The following is an 11,865-nucleotide window of genomic DNA, read 5'->3' as shown; positions in this document are numbered from 1 at the left end:
TAACGGGACCACTATGTGAGTGGTCCCGTTATCTGCAATGTGTATGTTCTTATTGCTTAATTTATTCACCCTGTTCAACTTCTTCTATTTTCTTAATAGAAGATTCTGATACTTTATTTAAGTTTCTAGTTTTACCAAAAAGCTCGATAGATTTCTTATTATAAGCTAAAGCAGCTTCTTCGGCAGTAGTGTAGCTTCCCAAAAAGATTGGTTTTCTGTCTTTGTAAATTACAGCCTTGTAACGGTTTTTCTCTTTTAAAACACCGATATAACCTGTTTTATTAGTAGAAGTACGAGTATTCCTCTTTATTTCGGAGCGATTCGAATATGCTAAGTTCTTAATACGGCAATCTAGCCTGTTTCCATTAATGATTCGAATTAATGTACCTTCATTGTCTTCTTCTTTTTTAAGGAAGTTTTCAGCAACGAATTTGTGTAAATAAATCGTATCAGTTTTGTATTTACCATTGCTTTGTTTCCAAGACTTTTGAAAAACAGCTCTTCCTGAAGAGTGTTCTCTAAGGTTATAAACAAAATCAATGCTTTTTAAATAAGGATTAGAACATAGATACTCATATACAAAATCATCCACAATGACTTGATTGGGAGAGTTCTTTAGTTGAATTTTTATTAGCATAATGATAAAAATGCAATGAGTAAGTTAAAAAAAATTGAAAGTTATGTTGAAGAAAGATTGAGAACAAATATTAGAGACTTAATGCTGGTGCTACTACACGTGACTTTTTCTTTTGTTTAGCTGTCTCATGTTTTTGTTTTCCTGAATGCCAGCATTTGTTTGAGATTTCAATAACATCATTCTTTCTTTTTTGAGAGATGCTGTATTCTCCGCTGATTCCTTTATTGCCAATTTTAGTTTTTACAGAATCTGATGCTCTGATAAAACCAAGTTCTTTAAGCTTTTCCGATATCTTACTAAAGATTAATGCCATTTTAGCATCTTCACTTTCCCGAAGTAGTTGGTTTCTGTAGTTCATCAGACTGCTTAAGATTAGTCCATAGTCCTTGGTGCCCACAACTCGCTCCTCACCAGGATAATTTTTTCTTTTTCTCATCAGTTGTTTGATTATTATAGCAACGTGTTTCGCTAAAAATATTATAGTTTTGTTAATTAAATCAAATACATTGAATTATACAATATTTTCAAAAATTATTTCAATGAAAAGGGGTAATTCAAATAAATAAACAATTTCAATTTTGAGTTTTATTTTCTTATCACTATAATTGCCTACAGATTTAGTAGGGTAATAAGAAATTGGTTACAAATAAACTTTTATGTTAGCAGATAAATTAATAGAACACAAACTTGAACAGTATAAAGCTGAGGAAGAAACTGCTGAAAAAACAGGTGTTAGGACTAAGCCTAAATGGGTTAGCGTTGCTAAATCTGTATCATGGAGAATGGTTGGAACAATAGATACAATGGTTATTTCTTACTTTATTACAGGTGAATTAACAATGGCTATCTCTATTGGTTCTGTAGAGGTTTTTTCTAAAATGGTCCTCTATTATTTCCATGAAAGAATTTGGGAGAAGTTTACATCAAAATTTTAATGATACATACTTAGTGATTTGTATCTTTACTCTAATAAGGGTAAATCAACTATGAATCCAACAAGAAAAACTATTCAAATAGGGAGACTAATGATTTGCATTGGTCTCTTTTTTTATGCTGCCTTATTAAAAGCACAAGAGAATAATATTGCTATTACTTTTTCACAAGGCCACTTAGGTAAAGTAAATGCCTTGGATATTTCCAATGACGGTAACCTTGTAATTTCTTCAGGGGAGGACCGTACAATAAAAATTTGGGATGCTGGTCAAGAACGCTTATTGAGAACAATAAATGCTCATGATATAGCTATTACCGATATTTCCTTATCTAGGAATAACGAATTTATTGTATCGGCAGGTTTAGATCATTCTGTAAAGGTTTGGTCTGCCAAAAATGGGATGTTGCTCGCTTCTTTAAGAAGTTTACCTGAAGCGGTACAAGAAGTGAGATTTCAGAAGAACCTGATCCTGTATATTAATGCACAAGGGCAAGTGTTTTATTGGGATTGGAGTAAATCAAATAAAAATGAGCTGATAGACTGGTCTGATGAATTGAAGAGTGGTATTTCAACTTTTACGACTTTTGGGAAACAAAATCAGACTATTTTTCTCGGTAAATTTAATGGTGATGTCCAGGAATGGAATGTGATGACAAAAAAAATGAAAAGACATCACATTCTTCATAATGATTGGGTTGCAGACATTGTTTTTCTGAAGAAACGAAAATTAGTAGTTAGTGGATCATGGGATGGATCTTTAGTTTCATGGAACTTATCTACCGATTCTACCCATCATAATGGGCATTTACCGGATGGTACGGGAGTGAGAAGTATGAAGTACTCAGAGTCTATCAATCAATTGATTGTGACGTCTTTAGGAGATCATGCTTATATCTATGATATTGTTGGTGATAAATTAGTTTTAAAAGAGAAGTTCGAAGAGAGGAATATTGTTACAACGTCATTTAATAAAGATGGGAATGTAGCTGTTGTGGCATATAAAAGTGGTGAGATCTCTATGTGGGAAATGGAGGGAATGAAGTTGGTGAGTTCTTGGAAACCCATTAAGACAAAGGCCAAAGAATTTTCTGTTTCATTAGAAGTAGGTGCAATTGCCGTTGCTTCTGAAGACGGAAATGTGAGATTGTGGAATGTTGGGAGTAGAGATGATCTAAAAAAAATAGAAGCACATACGAAGGATATTTCGAAATTAGAATTTTTGAAAAGAGGAGATCTATTAACGACAAGTTTGGATTCAACAATTAAGATTTGGGAAGGTATCAATAATTTTCAAAAGAAAATTGAATTTAAACACTATGCTCCAATTGTACATACTCATGTTTTACATAACGACTCATCAATAATTTTCACAGATGATAGAGGAGATATATTTTTATCAAACCCTTATATCAATCCTGATTCTGCACGAAAAATACATAGCTCGTTTGCTAATATTACTGCCATTACTTCCAACCCTAGAAAAAATAATGTGATTATGGCATTTTCTGATCGAAAGATTGGAGTTTTGGATTTGGATTCAAATAAAATTGTAAATTCTTTTTCAAGTAAAGATTGGTATATCCATTCTATGACTTTCAGTTCGGATGGGAAATATTTAGTGGTTGGAGGTAAAAACAAGTTAAGTATTTGGGACTTGGATAGCCGAACTTTACTAAGAAGTATTCCAGTTAAACATAAAATCCTCAGTGTATCATATACTTATGATAATAAATATTTAATTGTATCGGAGGAGAATGGAACTTTAAAGACATATACACCAGACCTATCGCAAGAAATAAACATCTATAACCAAAGTACTGGCAATGTTATTCAAGTGGCAGATTTTCCAGGTAAAGATGTATTCCTTACCTTATCAAGTGATTATAATGTAGGTATTTGGGATTTAGCATCTCCTTATAAATATGGAGGGGTATATACGAATGGTGACTCAGGTTGGTTGGTAGAACATTATTCTGGATTATTTGATGCTTCTGAGTCAAATATGAAAAACTTATACTATGTAGTAGATTCAGAAATTATTGACCTCCACCAGCTACAAGATATGTATTGGGAACCTGGTTTAGGGACAAAGCTATTTACTGGTAATGATTTAAGACCGGTACCTAATCTTCATGAGATATCGTTATTCCCATCGGCATCTCTTTATAAAAGAGAAAATAAACTAATTATAGACGTTGAAGATAGAGGTGGAGGAATTGGTCGAGTGTCAGTTAATGTGAACGGTAAAGAAGTACTTTCAGATATCTCAAAATATAAGAGTACTAAACCCATTAAAAAACTTAATATCATCTATCAGAATACATCAAAACAACGATATGTAGTACCTATGGATAGTATTAAGTACTTATTCCAAGGCGGAGAACTTAATGATATAACAATTAATGTTGAAAACCTCGATGGTACTTTATCAGGAAGAGGATTAACCATAAAGCACAAAGCCTCTAAGGAAGATAAAACCGTTCCTTCTTTCTACGGTATCGTTATTGGAGTTTCCAATTACAGAGGAAATACACTTGATTTGAAATACGCAGCCAAGGATGCAGAACAAATTGCAGCTTCAATAGAAGGTGCTGCAACAGGTTTGTTTGGTGAACATAGGGTAAATATTGAGTTATTTACGACAGATCAAGAAGAGGAGAATTATCAGCCTACAAAAACAAACATAAAAAATGCTTTTGACTCATTAGCAACACGGATGAACCCATCGGATGTTCTCTTTATTTTTATGGCAGGGCATGGCATGTCACAAATGGAAAAAGATGGAGACGAAGATTTCTACTTTTTAACTAAGGATATGATTACTGCGGATATCAAGGATGAGTCTATAAAAAATAATTATTGTATTGCGGGGAAAGAATGGATTGAGTGGATGAGGAATATTCCTGTGACGCGACAAGTATTTATTATGGATGCATGTAATGCAGGGAAATTTGCAGAAACGGTCATTGCCATGAGGAATGTTGATGAAGAGGCGATTCGTTTAAGAGCTTTAGAAAGAGTACGTACTCGTTCTGGAATGTATTTGTTGGCAGGTGCTGCTGCAGATAAAGTCAGTTATGAATCAACAATGTACGGTCAAGGTCTACTTACTTATTCTATTCTGGACTATCTGAAAAGTGGTGATTTAAGACAAGGTGAATTTTTAGATGTTCAAAGAATGTTTGGTAATTCTGTAGATGAAGTACCAAGGTTAGCCGAACGATTTGGGGCCATGCAACAACCTGAAATGAGAATTCCTACTGGTGGAGATAGTTTTGATATTGGAAGAGTGACGGATAATGTAAGAGATAATATCGTTTTATATTCAACATTGTCTAGAATAACAGGTTCACAGTTTGAAGATGGTCAGTCTTGGTTGGACCCATTAGAACTAACAAAAAAAATTGATAAAGCATTATTAGCTCAATCAGAAGGGAAAAACACTGGATACAATTCTTTCACATTTACGCCAAATGCAAATGGTAGTGATGTGTATCAATTAAGAGGAAAATACGTGTCTTCAGGATCTGGAATTAGATTGATGGTTAAGATAATTTCAGATAATGAAGTGAAACATTCTTTCAATGTTGTGGATGCAGATCAAGAAAAATTAATAGATAAAGTTATCTTTGAGGTCATTTCGTATTTTCAAGATATTTAAACATGATTCAATTAAAAGGTTATGAGGTGGTTTTAGCCTCAAAATCACCTAGGAGAGCTGAATTGTTAAAAGGATTGGACATTGATTTCAAAGTTGAAGTAAGGGAAGTTGATGAATCATATCCATCAGATATAGAAACAGAAAAAGTTGCAGAATATATCGCAGGATTAAAGGCTGCCGCTTTTGAAGACTTGTCTTCAAAACAACTTGTTATTTTCTCTGATACTGTTGTAGTGGTAAACAACAAAGTACTAGGTAAACCTAAGAGTAGAGAAGAGGCATTTGAAATGATTCAATTGCTTTCCAATAATGTACATCATGTGTATTCTGCTGTTTATATAAAAACGGAAGATAAAGAAGTAAGCTTTACAGATGTTGCAGAAGTACATTTCAATTCGATTTCTTTAGAAGAAATGGAATACTATGTAGATCATAAAAAACCATTTGATAAAGCAGGAGCATATGGTATTCAAGAATGGATAGGCATGGCTTTTATTAAAAAGATCAATGGTTCATATTTTACTGTAATGGGCTTACCAACAGAGAAATTATATTCAACTTTAAAAGAAATTATTTAAACTATGAGTACTGTGATGTGGATACTCCCTGTGATCTCAGCAGGTATAGGATGGGTAACAAACTATGTGGCTATCAAAATGTTATTTCATCCAAGGAAACCAATTAACTTAGGTTTATTTACACTTCATGGGGTGTTTCCAAGAAGGAAAGAAACATTAGCAAGAAGATTAGGTGTAATTGTTGAGAAAGACCTTTTTACACCAGAGATGATTGTCGATAAGCTTAATACAGAAGACAATAAGGCTAAACTAAAGACTGCAGTGATGAAACGAATTAATGAATTTGTTGACGAGAAGGCGGTGCAATTTGGCCCAATGTTGCAAATGTTTGGTGGCGATGCAATTATCGATCAAATTAGAACTGGAATGGAAAAATCAGTCGATGATATGATTCCAAAATTAATGGAAGATATTGGTTCTAATATCACCTCTATTAGTATTGAACAGGTAGTGTATGAAAAAGTAATGGATTTTTCTGATGAAAAGTTTGAAGATCTTTTAATGGCTGTAATAAAGTCTGAACTTACATTTATTGAAATAATGGGAGCTGTTTTAGGTTTCTTTATTGGTTTAGTTCAGGTGGCTATTTTAATGATGCAATAAATAATCATATATAATTGAAACGGGCCTATGTCTTAGTATTCTGACATAGGCTCGTTTTGTTATTTTTTCTTTTTTGGAACATAAATGGTCATATCCTCATCGACCTGTATTGCTTTTTCAAATTGCTCTGAATATTGAGGTTGTTGATGTCTTGTTTGTTGAGAATGAAAGTTGTTCACTTGCTCTTGTTGCATTTTCATCAATCGCTTTGATAAAACGTTCATCAAAAATCTGATAATAACTTTAGAATAACGTTTAAATAAGAAAGCAAAAGCAAAAGCAACTATTAATATCTTTAATAACATAATTATTAATTGCTGTAAAAATTCGTAATGTTTATATATAAATAATCATTTTCACAAAGAAATGATTTTATACCTTGTATATTTGTTCAAGTGCAAATATAAACAGTTATATGTACGTATACAGGTACATTAGTGTTTATTTTTCAGCAGTTTTTAAGCAAAATTTAATAAATGTTAGACATCTTATACAGAGATGATCATTATGTGGCCATTAATAAACCGACAGGTTTAATGGTTCATCCTTCAGAATTAACCGGAAAAGAAGGTGAATTTGCCATTCATCTATTGAGAGATCAAATCAATCAATATGTTTATCCTTGCCATCGCCTAGATCGAGCGACCTCTGGAGTACTAATTTTTGGACTGTCTTCTGAAGCTTGTCAGAAATTTCAGGAATTAAATAATGAAAATGGTGATGTTGATAAACGATACCTGTCACTGGTAAGAGGTCATCTTTTAGAAGAAAAGCTTTGTACAAAAGATATTAAAAATCGATACGACAAAGTATATAAGAAAGCTAAAACATTCATTAAACCTATTGCAAAGGTAGAACTGAATATTCCTGTAGGTAAATATCAAACCTCTAGGTATACACTTGTCGAGTCTAAACCTTATACGGGTAAAACACATCAAATTAGACTTCATTTAAGAGGTGAAAACCATCCAATTATTGGAGATAGAAGATATGGAGATCATAGACATAACAATATGATGTTGGAGAATTTTCAATTGGATAGGTTGTGGTTGCATGCCTCAAAGTATTCATTTATTCATCCCTACCTTAATACAATGGTGAGTATTCAAGCTGACTTGCCAGAAGATTTTCAACAATTATTAAACAAATTAGAAATTAAGATATGAATAAAATACTTGTAGGCTCGTACAATGACCTCGAAGTATCTAGAATTACTGACTTTGGTTATTTCTTTTCAACTGAAGAAGGTGATGTTTTTATGCCTATACGTTTAGCCAACGAAGAGTTAAAAGTAGGGGAAACAACTACTGTTTTTATATATACTGATAATGAAAGAAGATGGGTAGCAACTCATGAGAAGCCAAAAGGTATCGTAGGGGAGTTTACTACATTGGAATGTAAAGACACTAATAAAAATGGAGCATTCCTAGATTGGGGTATCTCTAAAGACTTATTTGTGCCATTTTCTGAGCAGTCTGCAACTCACCCAATGAGAAAAAAGAGGACTTACACGGTTTATGTCGACTTAGATCGTAAAACGGGTAGGGTTTTTGCTACATCTAAATTACACAAACACCTGAATACAAATACTTCAGATTTTTCGACTAACCAAGAAGTATTTATGTACATAGCTCAAGAAGTTGAATTGGGTTACGAATGTATCGTAAACAGGAAATGGCTGGGTTTGTTATATAAGAATCAAATTTACTCTCCTCTAAAATTAGGTAAGGTTGTAAAAGGATATATCAGTAATATACGACCTGATGGAAAACTTGACTTGACTACTGCAAGACCTGGTTATCATGAAGAAAGTATTGAGAAAACGGCAAAGACATTATTGTTAAAAATGAAAAAGACTGGTGGTTTTATTCCTTTTAACGATAAGAGTCATCCAGCTGAAATCAAGAAAGAATATAAAATGAGCAAAAAGCAGTTTAAGCAAATATTGGGTTATTTGTATAAGATGGGAGTGGTAAAATTCACTGCTGAAGGGACTGAACTTGTAGATTTTTAATATTTTGCAATAAATTTTTTAGAAAACATTTTGAATACTAGATGAAGTTAAGGTAATTGTATACAATTAATTTTTCTCATCTGATATAAAAAATGAGAGCTTGACAAAATTGGATAACACTATAATAAAAGTGCATTCAGAAGTAAATTCTCTATATGAAAAGCTGAGGGGAGCAAATGGTAAAGAACTATTTGCTTTCAGAGGCATGATGAATGATGACATTTTAGGAGAAATACTGAGTAGAGTTGAAGACGCACTATCTGAACAAGAATCACTGATGAAACTTCAGAGAAGAATCAATGTGATTGCTGTAGAGATATTGCAAAATATTTTCCATCATTTTGAAGGAATTGAAGCCAACTCAACAGTTGATCCTAAAACGAATGTTGTTCTATTTCTACTCTCTAAAGATGTAGATGCCTATTATATTGTCGCAGGCAATTATGTGCCTATCGAGACAGCTAACTTTCTTAAGGAAAGGATTGACTCTATTAATGAACTTTCTGTTGATGAGTTGAAAAAACGTTACAGAAAAGTTTTAAGTAATGGAGATTTTTCGGAGCAAGGCGGAGCCGGCCTTGGTATCATTGATATTGCAAGAAAATCTGGTCAAAAACTAGACTATGATTTTACTAGTACTGATGACACACATTCCTTTTTTACTATCAAAGTTAGCGTACCGATTTAACCTGCACAAAAATGAAAGATTTTTTAAAGAAAGATACACCAAAGACTCCTCTAATTCAGATGGAATATGAGAGTGGTCATTTTCTTATATCAGGAAGATCGATTCCTGAAAATTCTATTGAATTTTATAAACCTTTGTTCGAGTGGATGGATGAATACAACACCAAGCCACAAAGCAAAACTATTTTCGACGTTCGTCTTGAATACTTTAATACATCATCATCAAAATGTTTAGTTGAAGTTTTTAGAAAACTTGAATTACTAAAAGCAAGTGGACATGATGTTGAAGTAAATTGGTATTACGAAGAAGACGACGAAGATATGCAAGAGTCTGGAGAGGACTTTAAAGAAGTTATTAAACTTCCAATTCACATGCATATTCTTGAAGAAGAAGACGAATAAAATAATTTTAAATAGGATATCTTAAATACATTTAAGGTATCCTATTTTTTTATTGGAACAAAAGTGGGGGAAATTATGTTCTCGATGTTAAATTAACCAGTTTACTCATTTACCCATGAAGACTACTTATAACCTAATATTAACGTTATTATTCATTTCCTTTATTTCTTGTAATAGTTCTAGTGATATTCAACCTGTTTCTGAAACAGGAACAATAGAAGTATCCCTGAATTCACAACTAGAATATTCTACATCAAATTTAAAGTCCTCAACAATAAAGGTATTACCAACGATGCCATTATTGATCGATTCAGTTCGTTTTATCATTGATGATGGAAATGAGGAAGTTACTCATGTAGTTCCTCCTGCATCTTTGTTGATAGGTAACGAGGAACCTATATTATCCTTATCAGGATCAATGGTAGGTGATTATGATCTAGAAATGGAAACCATTAGATATGGAGATAATCAGATATGGACAGAAAGATTAGATGTTCGTTCTTCTCAATCTTATAATTTTAGCGTTGGTAGAGATAGTATTACCTCATTAAATATACAAGCGACAACCAACCGAAGTTCAATATTGGTTTTTCCTGAAAGTAATATCACGACAATAGATAGTGTTGTAGCCAATAATGCTTATTCATTTTCACAAGTTCCAGAGAGTTCTACTTCCTTTTATGCTTATACTAATGAGGGAGGGAGTAATAATATCAAAATATATTATTCTGAAAACGGACAGCATGGTATGGTTGAGACAAATGTGACGCATGTGGCAGGTCAGGCTTCATTTATAGAATTAAAACCTCGAACGGGAAATACTAATATAGATATAGATTTTAGTCAGCTTTTTTCTAATCAAAATCATGTAGAGTTAGATTAATAAAAAAGGCTACCAATTAATACTTGGTAGCCTTTTTTGTTATATCTGAGGATCATTATCGATTGCTGTTTGTATCAGATTGTCTACAAATACCTTTGCTTTCTTAGGTAATGAGAGGACAATTTTTCCTGATTGGTAGAGTGGTAATTGATCAAATATTTTTTCAATTTTATCAAGTTCATTACGGTTAAGCTTAAACTTGTGTAATTCACTTTCAAATGATTTTTTATTTTTGAAGACAGCATCTAGAAGGTTAAACTGTTCATCTGTAAATATTAATTCACCAATTGATGAACCGATAGATTCTACCTCATTTCTTTCGATTTGATCCATGAGGAAGAAAACTTCAATATCAATTCTTTCTTCATCGTCATTCTCATTTTCTATGAGGAACTGATTTTCGTAAACCAAGAAAATATGAGTAATTAATTCCTGTTGGGATTCAGAAAAGTATTTTTTTATTTCACTCCATTCAATTTCTTCAGTGAAAGCTCTTTTTAAACTATCTAACTGCTTTTTGTTGTATTTAGAATCACCTATTTTGATGAATCCTTTGTCATTAAAAACAGCATCCAATAATTTGAGTTCAGCCTTTGAAAAGTTGTTATCGGCAAAAATTGATGATTCATTATTATTCGAAGTAGATGAAGATTCTATCTCAAATAATTCTTTAATACTGAAGGTGTGGAATTCATCTTCTTCCTCTTCATTTAAGTGAGAACACTTTTCAAGGATGCCAAGAATAAAGTTCTCCTGGTCTAAATTAAGTGGAGTATTTTCAGGGTATTCTAAAGTAGAAATAATTTCTCTCACATAATCCAATTGAGCAAGATTAAAGGTTAACTTTCCAACAGTTACCTCTTTTTTATTCTTTGTTTCATCCTCATGAATAATAGAAAGAAATCTAAACTCATCATCAGTAAGTGTAGTAGAATTAGATAAATCACTGTCCCCAAATTCTCTTTCAATTTCGTTCATCATGAAAAGAACAGAGATATTCTTTAGCGAATCAATTAATTCCCAACGGTTTTCATCTTCAAATTCCCAATCAGTTTCGACTTCATCCAATTTTGTAATAATTGGAGTTAAGAAATCCGTTTGGATAGAATCTAACTTAATTGTTGCTAACTGAGGTAGAAATGACTTACGGTTTTTCTGACCCAAATCAAATGAATCCAGTAAAGACTTTAATTCAGCAAGAACACCTTCAGAGAATTGAGGAAATAATGAGCTATTGATTTGCTCACCAGTATCATACAATAATTTAAGGAATTCGTACTCATTTTTAGAGAAAATGAAATCATCAGAAACAGGAGTGATGTTATGGGCTTCCAAATCTAAGCGATCACTTTTCTCTAATTCATAAAGTTCATTAAGATGCATTCGATTGATTTTTTAATGATTTTCTTAAATACTTCCTCAAGTATACTTAGTTTGTATCGAATTACATAGTAAAAAAACAAAAC

General features: G+C 32.5%; 13 protein-coding genes. 9 read left to right on the top strand and 4 right to left on the bottom strand.

What is annotated here, in order from left to right:
• Nucleotides 1-61: 61 nt before the first annotated feature.
• Nucleotides 62-637, bottom strand: coding sequence for a Pathogenesis-related transcriptional factor and ERF protein (locus tag QL232_RS11570; RefSeq protein WP_281614239.1), 576 nt, complete (start codon nt 635-637; stop codon nt 62-64).
• Nucleotides 638-707: 70 nt separating this feature from the next.
• A complete protein-coding gene (locus QL232_RS11565) occupies nt 708-995 on the bottom strand; it encodes a hypothetical protein (RefSeq protein ID WP_281614238.1) in 288 nt (95 codons plus the stop codon).
• Nucleotides 996-1,293: 298 nt separating this feature from the next.
• Between QL232_RS11565 and QL232_RS11560 the strand changes: the two genes are divergently transcribed.
• From QL232_RS11560 to QL232_RS11545, 4 genes are read left to right on the top strand one after another with little or no spacing between them, the layout of a single operon-like run.
• Nucleotides 1,294-1,572 (top strand): DUF2061 domain-containing protein, encoded by a 279-nt coding sequence (locus QL232_RS11560; protein WP_281614237.1) that lies wholly within the window; start codon nt 1,294-1,296, stop codon nt 1,570-1,572.
• Between the two features lie 51 nt (nt 1,573-1,623).
• On the top strand, nt 1,624-5,232 hold the full coding sequence (locus QL232_RS11555; protein ID WP_281614236.1) for a caspase family protein: 3,609 nt from the start codon (nt 1,624-1,626) through the stop codon (nt 5,230-5,232).
• 2 nt (nt 5,233-5,234) lie between these two features.
• Nucleotides 5,235-5,810, top strand: a complete 576-nt coding sequence (locus QL232_RS11550) for a Maf family nucleotide pyrophosphatase (RefSeq protein ID WP_281614235.1) — start codon at nt 5,235-5,237, stop codon at nt 5,808-5,810.
• Between the two features lie 3 nt (nt 5,811-5,813).
• A complete protein-coding gene (locus QL232_RS11545; protein WP_281614234.1) occupies nt 5,814-6,413 on the top strand; it encodes a DUF445 family protein in 600 nt (199 codons plus the stop codon).
• 59 nt (nt 6,414-6,472) lie between these two features.
• Here QL232_RS11545 and QL232_RS11540 read toward each other — a convergent pair whose 3' ends face one another.
• Nucleotides 6,473-6,718: a hypothetical protein gene (locus QL232_RS11540; protein WP_281614233.1), complete on the bottom strand. Its 246-nt coding sequence runs from the start codon at nt 6,716-6,718 to the stop codon at nt 6,473-6,475.
• Nucleotides 6,719-6,889: 171 nt separating this feature from the next.
• Here QL232_RS11540 and QL232_RS11535 point away from each other — a divergent pair, with 171 nt between their 5' ends.
• The 5 genes from QL232_RS11535 to QL232_RS11515 all read left to right on the top strand — a co-directional run bounded on the left by QL232_RS11535 (nt 6,890) and on the right by QL232_RS11515 (nt 10,399).
• On the top strand, nt 6,890-7,579 hold the full coding sequence (locus tag QL232_RS11535) for a pseudouridine synthase (RefSeq protein WP_281614232.1): 690 nt from the start codon (nt 6,890-6,892) through the stop codon (nt 7,577-7,579).
• Nucleotides 7,576-8,427 carry a S1-like domain-containing RNA-binding protein gene (locus QL232_RS11530; RefSeq protein ID WP_281614231.1) on the top strand — a complete coding sequence of 284 codons (852 nt, stop codon included), beginning with the start codon at nt 7,576-7,578 and terminating at the stop codon, nt 8,425-8,427. The genes QL232_RS11535 and QL232_RS11530 overlap by 4 nt, the downstream gene beginning before the upstream one ends.
• A gap of 130 nt (nt 8,428-8,557) precedes the next feature.
• Nucleotides 8,558-9,115 carry a SiaB family protein kinase gene (locus QL232_RS11525; protein WP_168883301.1) on the top strand — a complete coding sequence of 186 codons (558 nt, stop codon included), beginning with the start codon at nt 8,558-8,560 and terminating at the stop codon, nt 9,113-9,115.
• 11 nt (nt 9,116-9,126) lie between these two features.
• Nucleotides 9,127-9,516 carry a DUF1987 domain-containing protein gene (locus QL232_RS11520; protein ID WP_168883300.1) on the top strand — a complete coding sequence of 130 codons (390 nt, stop codon included), beginning with the start codon at nt 9,127-9,129 and terminating at the stop codon, nt 9,514-9,516.
• 115 nt (nt 9,517-9,631) lie between these two features.
• Nucleotides 9,632-10,399, top strand: a complete 768-nt coding sequence (locus tag QL232_RS11515; protein ID WP_281614230.1) for a hypothetical protein — start codon at nt 9,632-9,634, stop codon at nt 10,397-10,399.
• A 39-nt stretch (nt 10,400-10,438) separates the two neighbouring features.
• Here the strand turns inward: QL232_RS11515 and QL232_RS11510 are convergent, their stop codons facing one another.
• Nucleotides 10,439-11,782, bottom strand: a complete 1,344-nt coding sequence (locus QL232_RS11510; RefSeq protein WP_281614229.1) for a hypothetical protein — start codon at nt 11,780-11,782, stop codon at nt 10,439-10,441.
• Between the last annotated feature and the right edge of the window lie 83 nt (nt 11,783-11,865).

The organism is Flammeovirga sp. SubArs3 (genome assembly GCF_947387565.1).
In the GTDB taxonomy this organism is placed as follows: domain Bacteria; phylum Bacteroidota; class Bacteroidia; order Cytophagales; family Flammeovirgaceae; genus Flammeovirga; species Flammeovirga agarivorans.
This window is presented reverse-complemented; position numbering and strand designations above follow the sequence as displayed.